The sequence below is a fragment of the Phytohabitans sp. LZ39 genome (assembly GCF_059359075.1).
Genome location: NZ_JCADBM010000005.1, coordinates 260359 through 274814 on the forward strand (window position 1 = coordinate 260359; position 14456 = coordinate 274814).

The 14456-nt window shown below is 67.5% G+C and carries 16 protein-coding genes; 6 read left to right on the top strand and 10 right to left on the bottom strand.

Annotated features, from left to right (window positions below):
- The 5 genes from AC5L36_RS12695 to AC5L36_RS12715 are packed head-to-tail and all read right to left on the bottom strand — an operon-like array spanning position 1 to position 5222.
- Positions 1-876 (bottom strand): potassium-transporting ATPase subunit C, encoded by an 876-nt coding sequence (locus tag AC5L36_RS12695; RefSeq protein ID WP_441215657.1) that lies wholly within the window; start codon positions 874-876, stop codon positions 1-3.
- Positions 876-3038 carry a potassium-transporting ATPase subunit KdpB gene (gene kdpB / locus AC5L36_RS12700; protein WP_441215658.1) on the bottom strand — a complete coding sequence of 721 codons (2163 nt, stop codon included), beginning with the start codon at positions 3036-3038 and terminating at the stop codon, positions 876-878. Before kdpB ends, AC5L36_RS12695 begins: the two co-directional genes overlap by 1 nt.
- An 18-nt stretch (positions 3039-3056) precedes the next feature.
- Complete coding sequence (gene kdpA, locus AC5L36_RS12705; RefSeq protein WP_441215659.1) at positions 3057-4697, bottom strand: potassium-transporting ATPase subunit KdpA; 1641 nt, start codon at positions 4695-4697, stop codon at positions 3057-3059.
- On the bottom strand, positions 4697-4786 hold the full coding sequence (kdpF, locus tag AC5L36_RS12710) for a K(+)-transporting ATPase subunit F (protein WP_441215660.1): 90 nt from the start codon (positions 4784-4786) through the stop codon (positions 4697-4699). The genes kdpA and kdpF overlap by 1 nt, the downstream gene beginning before the upstream one ends.
- Before the next feature lie 52 nt (positions 4787-4838).
- Positions 4839-5222, bottom strand: coding sequence for a hypothetical protein (locus tag AC5L36_RS12715; protein WP_441215661.1), 384 nt, complete (start codon positions 5220-5222; stop codon positions 4839-4841).
- Positions 5223-5396: 174 nt separating this feature from the next.
- Here AC5L36_RS12715 and AC5L36_RS12720 point away from each other — a divergent pair, with 174 nt between their 5' ends.
- The 6 genes from AC5L36_RS12720 to AC5L36_RS12745 all read left to right on the top strand — a co-directional run bounded on the left by AC5L36_RS12720 (position 5397) and on the right by AC5L36_RS12745 (position 8888).
- Positions 5397-6083, top strand: a complete 687-nt coding sequence (locus AC5L36_RS12720) for a hypothetical protein (protein ID WP_441215662.1) — start codon at positions 5397-5399, stop codon at positions 6081-6083.
- Positions 6084-6332: 249 nt separating this feature from the next.
- Positions 6333-6809 (top strand): RNA polymerase sigma factor, encoded by a 477-nt coding sequence (locus AC5L36_RS12725; protein ID WP_441215663.1) that lies wholly within the window; start codon positions 6333-6335, stop codon positions 6807-6809.
- A gap of 306 nt (positions 6810-7115) precedes the next feature.
- A complete protein-coding gene (locus AC5L36_RS12730; protein ID WP_441215664.1) occupies positions 7116-7316 on the top strand; it encodes a helix-turn-helix domain-containing protein in 201 nt (66 codons plus the stop codon).
- Positions 7317-7664: 348 nt separating this feature from the next.
- The gene (locus AC5L36_RS12735; protein ID WP_441215665.1) at positions 7665-7811 is read left to right on the top strand and encodes a hypothetical protein; all 147 of its coding nucleotides are present in this window, start codon (positions 7665-7667) and stop codon (positions 7809-7811) included.
- A gap of 260 nt (positions 7812-8071) precedes the next feature.
- The gene (locus tag AC5L36_RS12740) at positions 8072-8458 is read left to right on the top strand and encodes an STAS domain-containing protein (protein WP_441215666.1); all 387 of its coding nucleotides are present in this window, start codon (positions 8072-8074) and stop codon (positions 8456-8458) included.
- Positions 8430-8888, top strand: a complete 459-nt coding sequence (locus AC5L36_RS12745) for an STAS domain-containing protein (RefSeq protein WP_494908061.1) — start codon at positions 8430-8432, stop codon at positions 8886-8888. Before AC5L36_RS12740 ends, AC5L36_RS12745 begins: the two co-directional genes overlap by 29 nt.
- Before the next feature lie 70 nt (positions 8889-8958).
- On the opposite strand, the gene AC5L36_RS12750 is transcribed toward AC5L36_RS12745, so the two are convergent.
- The 5 genes from AC5L36_RS12750 to AC5L36_RS12770 form a co-directional block, all read right to left on the bottom strand.
- Complete coding sequence (locus AC5L36_RS12750; protein ID WP_441215668.1) at positions 8959-9627, bottom strand: HAD family hydrolase; 669 nt, start codon at positions 9625-9627, stop codon at positions 8959-8961.
- A complete protein-coding gene (locus tag AC5L36_RS12755) occupies positions 9591-11135 on the bottom strand; it encodes a trehalose-6-phosphate synthase (RefSeq protein ID WP_441215669.1) in 1545 nt (514 codons plus the stop codon). Before AC5L36_RS12755 ends, AC5L36_RS12750 begins: the two co-directional genes overlap by 37 nt.
- A complete protein-coding gene (locus tag AC5L36_RS12760; protein WP_441215670.1) occupies positions 11132-11749 on the bottom strand; it encodes a D-sedoheptulose-7-phosphate isomerase in 618 nt (205 codons plus the stop codon). The genes AC5L36_RS12755 and AC5L36_RS12760 overlap by 4 nt, the downstream gene beginning before the upstream one ends.
- A 124-nt stretch (positions 11750-11873) precedes the next feature.
- Positions 11874-12785 carry a sulfotransferase domain-containing protein gene (locus AC5L36_RS12765; protein ID WP_441215671.1) on the bottom strand — a complete coding sequence of 304 codons (912 nt, stop codon included), beginning with the start codon at positions 12783-12785 and terminating at the stop codon, positions 11874-11876.
- A gap of 23 nt (positions 12786-12808) precedes the next feature.
- Positions 12809-14446 (bottom strand): carbamoyltransferase N-terminal domain-containing protein, encoded by a 1638-nt coding sequence (locus AC5L36_RS12770; RefSeq protein WP_441215672.1) that lies wholly within the window; start codon positions 14444-14446, stop codon positions 12809-12811.
- Positions 14447-14456 lie beyond the last annotated feature (10 nt).

Here is a 14456-nt window from a genome sequence, read left to right on the forward strand (position 1 = left end):
CTACCGGGGGAACTCGCGGTCGAGGGCCAGGTTGAGCTCCAGGACGTTGACTCCCGGCTCGCCCATGAAGCCCAGCGCCCGCCCGTCGGTGTACTCCTCGACCAGCCGCTGGACGGTTGCGGTGTCGGTGCCCCGCTCGCGCGCGATCCTGGGTGCCTGGAGCCGCGCGTACGCCAGGCTGATGTGCGGGTCGAGGCCGCTGCCGCTGGCGGTGACCGCGTCGGCGGGAACTGCGGGCTTGCTCGGTGCGTCGCCGCGGACCGGGACGATCACGGCGCCTTCGGCGCGGTAGTCGATGCCGACCTGTGCGCTCTGCACCGGTACCCCTTCGTAGGCGGAGATGAACGGCATGCCCGTCTGGTTGACGCTGACCACGCGGGTGATCGGGCCGGTGAGCCCGTCGCGGTGGAAGACGGCCAGCACCGCGCCGACTCCATCCGGGGTGCAGTAGGGCCGGCGGCCGTCGACGCCTTCCAGTTGCCCGATGGCGAGGCTGCGCGCGCAGACCTGGGTCAGCAGGCTCTGCGTCGCGTCGTCCGGGTTGGCGGCGAGCGTGTCGACGATGCTTTCCGGGCCGAGGTTGCTGGCCGACGTCGCGGTCGGGTCGTAGCCGTCGCCGGCGGCCGAGGGCCGGGACTGGAAGTACACCGGGATGGGGTTGCCGTCCGCGTCCGTGAACGCCTGGCCGATGAGCTTGCTGCCGACCCTCTGGCCGGCGGCGTTTTCGACCAGCGAGCCCTTGGCGTTGTCCCGCAGCCCGGGCAGCTGCGCGACCGCCACCATGGCCAGCGGATAGGCGAGTCCTAACAGGACGGTGAAGACGAGCAGCGCGCGGAGCGCGGCGATGTGCTGGGTGAGCCAGCCGGGTAGGCGCATCACGAGATCCCTGGGACGAACTGGATGAGAAGGTCGATGAGTTTGATGCCGACGAACGGGACGATCACGCCGCCGAGGCCGTAGATCCACAGGTTGCGGGTCAACAGCTTCGATGCGCTGGACGGCCGGTACCGCACGCCGCGCAGGGCGAGCGGGATCAGCGCGATGATGACGAGGGCGTTGAAGATGACCGCGGACAAAATCGCCGAGGGCGGCGAGTGCAGCCGCATCACGTTCACGCCGTCCAGCGACGGGTACACGGCCGCGAACATCGCCGGGATGATCGCGAAGTACTTCGCGATGTCGTTGGCGATGGAGAACGTGGTGAGCGCGCCGCGGGTGATCAGCAGCTGCTTGCCGATCTCCACGATCTCGATCAGCTTGGTGGGGTCGGAGTCGAGGTCGACCATGTTGCCGGCCTCCTTGGCGGCCGACGTGCCGGTGTTCATCGCCACGCCCACGTCCGCCTGAGCCAGCGCGGGCGCGTCGTTGGTGCCGTCGCCTGTCATCGCGACCAGCCGGCCGCCCTCCTGCTCCTTGCGGATCAAGGCCATCTTGTCTTCGGGCTTCGCCTCGGCGAGGAAGTCGTCCACGCCGGCCTCGTCGGCGATCGCCTTGGCGGTGAGCGGGTTGTCACCCGTGATCATCACGGTGCGGATGCCCATCCGGCGCATCTCGTCGAAGCGCTCGCGCATGCCGGCCTTGACCACGTCCTTGAGGTGGATCACGCCGAGGGTGCGCGCGGTGGTGCCGCTCGGGCCGGTGACGCACTCAGCGACCACCAGCGGCGTGCCGCCGGTGGCGGAGATCCCGTCGACGATGGGACCCACCTCGTCAGTGGGGTGGCCGCCGCTGTCCCGTACCCATTTCATCACCGCGGCCGCGGCGCCCTTGCGGATCCGGCGGATCCGGCCGTCCTCGGTCAGGTCCACACCGGACATCCGGGTCTGCGCGGTGAACGGCACGAACTGCGCGTGCGGGATGATCCCGTCGTCCCGGGCCCGCAGCCCGTATGCAGTCTTGGCCAGCACGACCACCGAGCGGCCCTCGGGGGTCTCGTCGGCCAGGCTGGACAGCTGCGCCGCGTCCGCGACGCCGGCGGCGGTGACCCCGTCGACCGGGAGAAACTCGCTGGCCTGCCGGTTGCCCAGCGTGATCGTGCCGGTCTTGTCCAGCAGCAGGGTGTTGACGTCGCCGGCGGCCTCGACCGCGCGCCCGCTCAGGGCGAGTACGTTGCGCTGGACGAGGCGGTCCATGCCGGCGATGCCGATCGCGGACAGCAGCGCTCCGATCGTCGTGGGGATCAGGCAGACCAGCAGCGAGGCGAGCACGATGCCGGTGACGCCGTCGCCGTTGATCGCCTGGGTGTCCGGCGCGGCGGCCTGGAAGCCCTTCGCGAAGATGGCCATCGGCTGTAGCGTCACCACGGACAGCAGGAAGATGATCGTCAGCGCGGCGAGCAGGATGTTCAGCGCGATCTCGTTCGGCGTCTTCTGCCGGTTGGCGCCCTCGACGAGGGCGATCATCCGGTCGATAAAGCTCTCCCCCGGTTTCTGGGTGATCTTCACGACGATCCGGTCGGACAGCACCTTCGTGCCGCCGGTGACCGCGCTGCGGTCGCCGCCGGACTCCCGGATCACCGGCGCCGACTCGCCGGTGATCGCCGACTCGTCGACGCTGGCGATGCCCTCGACGACATCGCCGTCTCCGGGGATCACGTCGCCGGCCTCACAGACCACGATGTCGCCCTGCGCGAGGTCGACGGCGTCGACGCTTTCCTCGCGGACGCCGTCGGTCCCCCACCCGACCAGCCGGCGGGCGACCGCGTCCTGCTTGGCTTTGCGCAGGCTCGCGGCCTGGGCCTTGCCGCGGCCTTCGGCGACAGCCTCGGCCAGGTTGGCGAAGACCACGGTGAGCCACAGCCACACGGTGATCAGCCAGCCGAACACGGACGGGTCGGTGATCGCCAGGACGGTGGTGAACACCGCGCCGACCTCGACGATCAACATGACCGGGTTGCGCCAGAGCGTGCGCGGGTCGAGCTTGCGCAAAGCGTCCGGTGTGGAGCGCCACAGCTGCGTGGGGTCGAGCAGGCCACCGCCCACCGGCTTGGCCCGCTGGACCGGCGCCGGCGCCTCGGTTGTCACTGACGTGACGGTCATTTCAGACTTTCCTTTATCTCAGAGACCCTCGGCCAGCGGGCCGAGCGCGAGGGCGGGCAGGAACGTGAGCGCGACGAGAATGACGGTCACGCCGGCGACCATGCCGACGAACAGCGGCCGGTGCGTGGGCAGCGTCCCGGCCGACTCGGGTACCGGCTGCTGTCTGGCCAGGGAGCCGGCCAGGCCGAGCACCAGGACGATCGGCAGAAACCGGCCCAGCAGCATCGCCAGCCCGAGGGCGGTGTTCCACCAGGCGGTGTTGACGGTGATGCCGGCGAACGCCGAGCCGTTGTTGTTGGCCGCCGAGGTGAACGCATAGAGCACCTCGGAGAAGCCGTGCGGGCCCACGTTGAGCGCGGTCTCGTGGTTCTTCGTCGCCATCGCCGCCGCGGTGCCGATCAGGACCAGCGTCGGGGTGATCAGGAAGTACAGCGACGCGAACTTGATCTCGCGGGCGCCGATCTTCTTGCCCAGGTACTCCGGCGTGCGACCGACCATCAGCCCGGCCACGAACACGGTGATCACAGCGAGCACGAGGATGCCGTACAGGCCGGCCCCGACCCCGCCGGGCGCGACCTCACCGAGCATCATGTTGATCATCGGCATCATGCCGCCCAGCGACGTGTACGAGTCGTGGAAGGAGTTGACCGCGCCGGTCGAGGTGAGGGTCGTGGCCGCGGCGAACGTCGCGGAGTTGGAGACGCCGAACCGGACGTCCTTGCCCTCCATGGCGGCACTCACCGCCTGCGGGACGGTGCCGTCGCCGGAGAGCTCGAAAGCGTTGGTCAGCGCGATGCTGGCGATCGCCAGGCTCGCCATCACCGCGAGGATCGCGTAGCCCTGCCGGTTCTGACCGACCATCCGGCCAAAGACCCGGGGCAGGCTGAACGGGATCACGAAGATGAGGAAAATCTCGATCCAGTTCGTCCACGTGGTGGGGTTCTCGAAGGGGTGAGCCGAGTTGGTGTTGTAGAAGCCGCCGCCGTTCGTGCCCAGCTCTTTGATCGCCTCCTGCGAGGCGACCGGGCCGCCGGTGATGTGCTGGGCCGCACCGCCGAGCGTGGTGACGTCGGTGCCACCGGACAGGTTCTGCACCGCACCGCCGATGATCAGCGCGATCGCGGCGAGCACACTGATCGGCAGCAGGACGCGGATGGTGATCCGGGTCAGGTCGACCCAGAAGTTGCCCAGTTGATCGGTCCGGTGGCGGGCGAAGCCGCGCACCAGCGCGATCGCGACCGCGATCCCGACCGAGGCGGAGACGAAGTTCTGCACCGCCAGGCCGGCCATCTGCACCAGGTGGCCCATCGTGGACTCACCGGAGTACCACTGCCAGTTGGTGTTGGTCACGAACGACACCGCGGTGTTCCACGCGCCGTGGGTCATCACGTTGTCGAAGCCCAGCGACAGCGGCAGGTAGCTCTGTAGACGCAGGAACGCGTACAGGAACAGGATGCTCACCGCGGAGAAGGCCAGCACGCTGCGGGCGTACACGCCCCAGGTCTGCTCGCCGTTCGGGTTGACGCCGACCAGGCGGTAGATGCCCCGCTCGACGGCGGAGTGCTTCGTGCCGGAGACGACCCGGTACATGTAGTCACCCAGGAAGCGGTAGGCCACGGCGAGGGCGGCGATCAGGGTGGTGACGAAGATGAGGCCCATCAGAACCGTTCCGGGAAGAGCAGGGCCGCGACCAGGAAGATCGCCAGGCCGGCGGAAATGATCAGACCGATCAGGTTGACGGCGTTCACAGCCGCTCCACCGCCCGTACGACCAGGGCGAGGAGCGCGAAGAGCCCCACCGTCAACAGCACCAGGGCCACGTCAGCCACCGTGCTTCTCCTTCGTACTCCTGTTTGGATGCCCGACCACGTTGGTCGAGCTCTTCATCGAGGGCCCGGTGTGTCCGGGAGTCGGCGGATCCACCGCCGCCCGAGGCCCAACCCGACCACCAGGGAAAACGGTCAAATCCACACATGCTGGTTGTACCGTCCCAGGTAAGGTCGCCGAAGCGGTTCACCAGAAACCCGTCGAACAGCAGGCAGCCGAGTCCGGCCGTGACAAGCGCGGCCCAGGTGTCGGCCACGAGCGCGGCATACCCGCCGACCGCGAGCACGATCGCGAGCAGTCGCCCGGTCGCGTCGCTGTCCGGAAACAGCGTCGCGGCGGCCATCGCCGCGACGACCATCAGCGCAGCGCCAGCCGCCGCGTTGCTGCCCCGCCTCAGCGGACATTGCCTACTCCTGACCCTGGCCCGCGGTCGCCGTTCGACCGCGCCGGGCAAATACAAACGCGGGCCACGGCACGGCGACAGGGGCTTTGACGGGATCCATACGGACCGGCGGCGAATATTGACGCGCTCTTGACGCCGGCACGCGTACGGCGGCGGCAATCGGTCGGCCACACCCACGTGCACGCTCACCGCGGTGATCCGTCGCTGACCAATCCGGGTAACCCCGGCACGAGGAAACGTCTCGTTGAACATCAACGCCGGCTGCGACGTATCCGGGCCATGAACTTCCGTTTCGTGCTGCCACTGGTGACAGCTGTTCTGTCGATGGGTGTAGTCAGTCCCGTCTACGCCGGCCTACCGGCCAGCTACCACATTGTCAGCTCGCGGGCCGACTCGACAGGCGCCTCCTGGGTACTGACGGCGGACCCGGCCACGGCAACCGTAACCGTCGCGCCCGCCGCGTCGTCGTCTAGCTCCTTACAGCGGTGGCACCGCCGACAGCTTCCGGCTGGTCATCCCTTCGGCGGCTGGCAATTCGCCAATGTCGCCACCGGCTTGTGCCTGGCGGATCCGATGGATGAGTGGCCGCAGCGGCTGCGACTGTTGGATTGCACCTCCGCGGGCTACTTCACCGGATGGACAGGGCCCGCACCGCGGGACCCTGTGCCGTCGAGGTTGACGAGCACGCTCACCGGTCTGGTGGCGATGAGTGCCGCGGCGACGCCACCCGCGGTGGTGTCAGTGGTTTTGGCTCCGCCGCAGGACGCGGCTGCTGCTGGCGCAAACGCGATGTGGCGGCTGATTCCGGCACCGTAGCAACGGTAGGCCCGGGCACAGCCTCCTTGGCAGCGTCTCGGGCCACTATTCATATGCGCCGCAGGGGACGGCTGATACTCAAGGGATGAGGTTGGGTGTTTTCCCCGATTTGAAGCTCCGCCCGTGTGTGGATCCTGGCACTGGGCAGGAACGGCGGCCGGCGAACAGGACCTCGAGTCGACCATGTCAGGATCATTCATCCCACGAGCGTGCCGCCTGGAATGTGCGCGGCTGTGCACGTCAGCGGGTTTGGCTTCGGCGTATGCCGTGCATGCCGGTGAGCTGCTTGGGTTTTGCCGCAGGTCCCTGCGCGATTACGCGGCGGCTGAAGACGTGGTGCAAGAGGTGTTCATGCGGGCCTGGCGGCACTGCCACCGCTTCGAGCCCGGTGTTGCTAGTTTGCGTACGTGGCTTTTTGCGATCGCCCGTAACGCGGTCATCGACGTGGTGCGCGCGGGCAGACGACGGGCATGGCAACTGTTGGACCACCACGACCTGGGCCAGCTGCCTACGCCTGACCATGACCTCAACCAGTTGTTTGACTGGGAGTTGCTTGCCGCTGCCCTTGACCGGATTAGTGTAGACCATCGAACCATCATTGCTGGGTTTTATCTCCGCCAGCGCACGTATGAGGAGCTCGCCTCCGAATTGGGCATCCCGATGGGTACCGTGAAAAGCCGTCTCTACTACGCGTTGCGAACCCTGCGCGCAGCATTGGGTCAATAACCGGTGTGATCGGCATGGCCGGTGACCGCAACGCCCCGTCCGCGGCGCAGACCGAATGGGTGGTCCGGCCGAAGACCGGTCTCGGCCGTGCACGCCTCGACCATCCCACTCAACACGCTCACCGCCGACCGGGCGCGGGAAATGCGGTGCGGCGTGGCTCGTACGGTCGTGGATCCGACACCGGCCCGGCGACGACCGGCAGCTTGCCGGCAACTCGCGCCGCCAAGGTACCTCCCAGCGCCCCACGGCCCGCATCCTCGGGACGCGGCGGCGGGGCCTTTCCGCCGCGGACGTTGAGGGGGACATATGGCAACGATGGAGCGGCTGACCCGGCGTGAGTGGCAGGTCGCCGAGTTGGTGGCGGAGGGCCACACCAACCGGCAGATCGGCGGCCAACTTTTCCTGAGCGTGAAGACGGTGGAACGTCACCTGGCCCGGATCTTCGACAAGCTGGACATCACCGCCCGCGCGAAGCTCGCCGCGATGGTCGCCAGCGACCGGCTCTGAGATCGAGAGGTGGGCGGGGCGGAAAATGCTGCTGGAACGGCCGAGGGCGCTCGCGACCCGGCAGGCGGTCCTCTGGACGCTCCCGTGGAGAGAATCTCGCTGCGAGGATGGCTGGATGGCACAGGTCGTCTTCCTCAACGGCGCGTCGTCGGCCGGCAAGACCGGCCATCGCCGGCGCCGCATCAACGGCCGTAACCACACAGCCTCGTTCCAGAGCAGGTGCGTCCGAAGCACACTGACCACGAGTTCGCCCCGACTCCCGAGGACGGACATACCCACGTGCCTAGATAGGCATCATGGGTGTACATGTCCATCGTTGCTGTTGCGGAATAGAGGTTGGATCGGTTATTGCGCACGATCACCGCCGCCTGCACGGAGGTTCCACTTGCGGACCTGACCGAGCAGATTTGCGCGACCACATCGGTGGCGACCGGCCTGGTGTCGTCGCAACGCCATGTGCTGGGGCTGGAGCTGATCGGGTTTGTGTTGCCCTAAGCACGCCAGGTGCCGCTCTCCGCGGCTGCGGCGGGCCCGGCCGTTAGCACACTCAGCCCGAGAGCGGCGGTGATGATGGTGGCCAATCCTACGACCACTCGGGTAGCTCGCATGTTCGATCCCCTCCTTGCTCGACACCCTTGTATCGACGAGGTTTACAGGTCAGCACCCGTACAGGTTGTTTGGTAGCGGGTCCGCGGAGTAGACAAAGGCGGATGTAGTCGGCCACCGCCGGTTCGCCGGTCGCTACCGTGGTTGGCATGCCGCAGTCGCCGGGGTTGTCATGCGAGGTGCAGGTGCGCGGCGACGCGGTACACCTGATCGCGGTCGGCGAACTGGACCACCAGTCCCGCGACGTGTTCGACCAGACCGTACATTCGGTGTTGTCCGGCCGCCCGGCGATGCTGGTCCTGGACCTGACCGCGGTGACATTCCTGTCACTGGAGGGCGTCGCGGCCGTGGTCGATGCCGGCTACCGCGCCGTCAACGGCGGTAGCACGCTGGCCATCCGCCCGAGCTCGCAGGTCGCACGGCGCCTGCACAGCGTCGGGCTCACCGAGATCACCGCTGACGACGCCGACCAAGCCGGTCGGCCGACAGCGCCCCAGCCGACCGGTGATGGCAGCGGCCCGCTGGGCAGCCCGTGACAGCCCCGCTGCCTCGGTCGTCCGGCGACGGCGCCGACGGCTCGATATTCTGAGGCCCGTGCCCGTCCCGGACCCGTTGTCGTGCCACGTCGAGGAACGTGCGGATGGGACGCATTTGATCGTGACTGGCGAGATCGACCACAGCACCCACGACGCGTTCGACGCCGCGGTACGCGCGGTCCTGGCCGGCTACCCAGGCAGCGTGGTGTTGGACCTGACCGCCGTACCGTTCATCTCCTCCGAAGGCGCCAGCGCCCTCGTCGACGCCGGGCAGCGTGCCGCCGACGCGGAAACCAGACTGACGATCAAGACGAGCCACACGGTGTGGCGGCGTCTTGAACTACTCGGACTGACCCAGATCATGGATCTGACCGCCGTCGACCCGCCCCCGGCGGGGCAGGCTCCCGCCCCGGCGCCGGGACCGGCATAGGCTCACCGCCCCGCACCGCGACCGCACCCGTCCTGGCGAAAATCCCCACCTTTGGCCGCGGGTTACATGATCACAGAGGGGCCAGGGGTGTGCCCAGTCCTCGCTCCGCGCCCATGGGTCGTCTGGGCAGGATGGCCACTGAAATCCCGATGGCTGTCGCGGCACCGTCGTTGACCGGGTCGTCGCCTACCATCAACGTTTCGGCCGTGTGGACGCCGAGGTTGGCGCAGGCGACGCTGAATAGTTGTGTGTCGGGTTTCTCGGTTCCGTGTTCGCAGGACAGAACGAATGAGTCGACGAGGCTGGCGAGGCCGTGGTACTCGAAGAGTGGGCGAATGTTCCAGCCCACGTTGCTGACGATCGCGACGGGAATGCCGCGCTTGTGAAGCCTCGTGATCGTATCGGCTGTGTCGGCGTAGGGAATCCATGCGGTAGTGCCGGTGAGCTGGTTGTAGAGGGCTTCGGCCAGCGGTGGGTCGATGCCGGCGTGTTGAAACCAGGCAGTGTGTGCGCGTCGGTGTTGTTCGGGTGAGCGTTGGCATCCGGTTTGTTGTGCGCGTATGTCTGGGTGCTGTCGTGCGTGCTCCAGCCGATGGTGCAGGGCAAGAACCTCGTCCGGCGGGAGGTCGCGGTGCAATGTGGACAGCGCTGTGCGGGGCCATCGCACGCTGTCGTCGAAGGCGAAGAGCGTACGGTCGAAGTCTAGGAGTACGGCGCTGAACCGGTGCGGGTGTGGCATGGGTGGGCTCCTGGCTGTGGCGGGACCGACCGCGCGGCGGCGGCGGCAAGACGGCCGCCGCGGCGGGCTGCGTAGGCGTCGGCGAGCTGGCGCCCCAACCACCGGTGGGGGTCGGAGCTTTCCACTGATGCCCGCATGGTGCGTGCCCGCCGGGCCCGTTCGAGCGGGGATGCGCTCAGTGCCGCGGCCAGGAGGTCGGCTGTCTCCTCCACGTGTCTGGGATGTCGCAGTGTCATGGCGTCGGGAAGCAGGTCGCTGGCGCCGGTTTGCGATGACAGGATGAGTGCTCCGTCCCGGGTGTTGAGCACTGGCCCTTCCTGTGCGACAAGGTTCATGCCGTCGGCTACGGCGTTGACGAGTAGGACGTCGTATTCACGCATGATGCCGAGGGCGCGGGCGCGGTCTTCGCCGTGGTGGACGGCGATGGCGCCGGGAAACCTTGCGTTGATGTGTTCGATCTGTCTGGTGACCGCTTCCGCATACTTCCGGTATGCGGGAATGCGCTCGCGGGAGGGTATCAGGCAGGCGACAAACCGGGTGCGCTCTGCCAGGTCCGGCTGGCGGTGTAGCAGCAGGCTGTAGGCCTCGAATCCGCGGAGGGCGTTCTTCGTTGGGTCGAGACGATCCACGCGCAGGATGAGCTGCCGGCGGTCGCCCGCCCGGACTCGTTCGGCCCATCGGGTGGCTGGTGGCTGGCGCGCCGCGGCGCGAAGGCTGTCGACGTCCGCCGGCACGGGATACGTGCGGACCCACGTGCGCCGGCCGGCTCGCTCGACGCAGGCCTGCTGGTAGTCGACCGCCCCGATACCCCAGCGGTGACACGACCGCAAGAACCGATGAGCCCAGCGTCTACTTTGGAATCCGAGAACGTTCGCCCCGAGCATTCCGGTCAGCAGCTCAAGGCGGAGCGCGGCGGGTAGGAGGGCGAGTGTGTCCGGCTCGGGGAAGGGAGTATGGCTGAAGTGCACGATCGCCACGTCGGGCCGGGCGCCGCGGACCATGGCGGGCATCAACAGGAGTTGGTAGTCCTGGATCGCGACGACGGCGCCGGCCGCCGCGGTGCTCGTGGCCCGTTCGGCGAGGTGGCGGTTGACGAGACGGTACGCCGCGATGGCGGCGGGGTCACACCGGATGGGAATGTCGTCGTGAACGCCGTGCCAGATGTTCCAGATCGCGCACACGCCCGCGTCGTCGTAGTAGGCCCGGTAACGCTCGGCCTCGACGTGCACCGTCACTGGTCGGTAGCCCAGGTCGGTTTCCAGCTGGTCGAAGCGTCCTTCTTGTTGCGCACGCTGGTCCTGCGGCGACGTCGACGGCGCGATCCATTCTGTCGGCGCGGCGAGGCTTCCGGCGACGCCGTCGAGCAAGGCGGTGACGCTGCCGTGCCGGCGGCGTGGTTCAAGCGTCCGGGCCTTGGCGGCGAACTCGATCGGACCGCGGTCCGAGACGAGGACGACGTGAGCGGCGGCGCCGGCCGCGCTCCGACCGACCGGCCCAGCCTTCGTCACGGCCGGCTCTTTCCTCGCGCGGCCGACATATGGCCGATCGGTGTCAGCGTCACGTGGTGGCCGTCACTGGCGCACGGTGGCGTACTTCCGCTGTCGGGTTCGCGGAGCGCACGGGCAAGGGCGTGGACGACGCCGACGTGGACTGTCTCGATGACCCCTGCGTCGGAGGACTCGACGTTGAGGGCCAGGTCGGCGAGCGCGGTGGCGGGCGCGCGCCGCGGGCCGAGCAGCCCGATGGTGTACATGCCGCACGCTCGGGCGGATCGCATCGCGGCCAAGATGTTGGGAGAGTTTCCGCTGGCGCTGATGACGATCAGTATGTCGCCGGGGTCGTGGTGTGCCCGTACCTGCCGGGCGAGCGCCTGGTCGTAGCTCACATCGTTCGAATAGGCGGTGAGCGTGGCGGTGTTGTCGACCAACGCGAACGCTCGTAACGTCCGTTCGGTCGCTCGTTCGGCCGTCTTGGTGAGATCGCACACGAGGTGGCTCGCGGTGGATGCGCTTCCGCCGTTGCCGGCGACGTATACCCGGCTGCCGCGGGCGCGTGCCGCGTGTAGGGCGCGTTGAGCCGAGGCCAACGCGACGAGGGAAAGACCCTCGATGCCGGCGATCACGTTGGTGATGAAGCTTTTGTTGAGTCGGTCCCGACCGTTGGGCGCGGATCCGTTCGCGGAGCCAGGCAGCATGAGTTCTCCTCGTTGAGGTCATCCGTACGTGGGTGTCTGTGGTGGCGGCGCGCTAGCTGTGATCGATCTGGTAGCCGAAGGTGGCGGCGACGGCGACGGTGGAAGGCGTGGAGAACAGCCGCGCCAGCGGCGGAGTGATCCACCGCCGCCATTCGCCTGGCTCGCCCTTCCGCATTATTCGGGGTTCAGCGGTCGCGTTCCTACGAACGGCTTGCGGGCCGGCGGATGCCGGCAGCTCGGTACCGCTGATCAGATCTTCGTGGGCGCGCATGGTTTCGTAGCTGCTAGCTTGGACCGCCGCCTGTAGCTGCGGCGCCGTCGGGCGGATGTCGACGGATTCAAGTGCCGAACGCATCGTTGCGGCGGTGTCTGCCTTGAGATCCTCGAACCGGATGACGACGCCCCGCCTCATCTGGGTCAGCCTTTCGTACCAGTGCTCGTAGAACGAGCTCCAGTCGTCGATGGGCGATCGCCCGGTGTAGTCGGGTGCCCGCAGAAACTGCTCGAACTCCTCTGGCGCCTTGTCCCACACATCCTCGGCGAAGCCGAGACGCCATTTGTGCCACGAGTACAGCGCGTCCCGCGGGTCTCTGACCAGTAGCCATACGCCTCCGTAGGTGCACCCGTGGAAACGTTCGAGTGGTAAGTGCGTCTTGACGAACCGCGGCCACGGTCGGAAGGGTCGGGTGTCCGGGGCAGCCGTATCGTGCTGGTGCGTTGCGGCCAGCCGGCGGCGGTACTCGGTGTATTTGGCGCTGGCGGCAGAGCCTCCATCCGGCTGCAACTTCTCGGTGTACGGGTCGACGTAGTTGAGCCCAAGGTTGAGCAGTACGTTGCCGACCAGGGCTTGGCCGGCGCCGCCGTAGCTGGCGAGCACGATGTCGTTGGCGCTGAGCACGTGCAGGTTCTCTTCCTTGAGCGGACCGCCGATCAGGCGCCGACGCTCGGCGACGGACGGTTCCACGAGGACACTCCCTTCGGGTGCGGTCAGCTACGTTCGTAAAGCACGCCGTCGGACCAGATGTACGGAACGCGGCCCCACTCGGCGGCGCTGCGCAGGTCCGGGAAGAAGCCGGCGCCGCCGCGGTTCGCGCTGGTGTTGCACAGGAGGGGGATTCCGCTCAGGTCCGCGTAGTGGGTGAGTAGCGCGTGTATCTCGGGGCTTTGGCGGGGATTGACCGTCTGGACGCGTGCGGTGCCGTCGATGTGGCAGATCGCCGGTACGCGGCTGCGCCATTCGGGTCTCACATCGTGATCGAAGAGCATGTATGGATCGGCCGTGCCCGGGTCGAACACGTCCGCGGCGCGGTGCTCCAGGCAGATCGGGGCGACCGGCCGGTACGCCTCGCGTCCCTTGGCCTCGTTCAGGCGGTCCTTCATGACCGGGTCGACCGCGGGTGCGAGGATGCTGCGATGTCCCAGCGCCCGCGGCCCGAGTTCAGCCCGGCCGTGGAGGAACAGCACTGGTTCACCGGTGTGGTGCAGGAAATGGGCTAGATCCTCGATGGTGTGTGCCTTGGCCGTCCAGCGGTCGTCCAGTTCCGAGGGCTTGAGGTCCGGTCCGGCGTACACGTCCCAGTCCAGCTGCGCTCTTCCGGTTTCCATGAGGGCGCAGCAGGCGGTGCCGATCGCGCTTCCGGCATCGTTCGGGAACGGCGGCACCCATACATCCGCGCACACGCCGCTGTCACGGATCTGCCGGTTCCATTTGATGTTCAGGGCGCAGCCGCCTACCAGGGTCAGGTTTTGACTCTGTCGCCCGTCTGCCGCGATCGCGGCGGCGAGCGCGTCTACCAGTTTGTCGCCCATGAACGCCTGAAGGGACGCGAGCATGTCGTCGGGATGGACGTCGACATCGTCCAATGCCTCACGCATGGTGCCCAACACCCGCTGGCCGTTGCGGTGACTGCACTGCTCGTCGTGTACCACGCCGTCACCGAAGACGACCCGGATGGCGTGGCGGTACGCCTCGTCGAACATTTTCCGGCCGGCGTCCGCTGGGCTGCCGTTGGCCACGTACGCCATAATCTTGCCCGGTAGGGACATGGTCTGCGGATACTCGATGTCCAGATCGAACGGCGGGTACGCCATCGCGATGCTGTGATAGCAGTTGCCGATCATGTAGTGCAGCGGGCCGAGGCTGCGGACTTTTCCGGTCGGCAGGTCGTAGTGGTACAGGTAGGGAAAGGCCGCCCCGTCCCAGCACAGCACATAGCTGCTTTCACCGCGGGCCGTGGCCGGGCTGGTGCACAGCCCGCTGGCCAGGTGACCGGCATAGTGGTGGTAGCTGGTGTACTCCAGATCCAAGGTTCGTAGGTGATAGGACCGCAGCAGATCGGTATCCAGGAGCCCGCGCCGGTACGGCGCCAACTCGATCCGTACCTGCTGGTCTCCCCACGGCTTGATCCGTTCCGTCTTCCACCAACCGTCGAACACGAACCGATCGACCTGCCCAGGGTCGTATCCGTGCTCTCTCAACAGTTGGAAGATGAGGTCGAGGTCGTGGATGTTCGAGTGCCGCGGGTTATTGTCGATCTTCTCGGTTTCGACGCTGAATACCAGACGGTTTCCGTCGATCAGCGCCACCGCTCCGTCGTGGGTGAGCTTTGCGCCACAGATGATCACAGTACCGCTC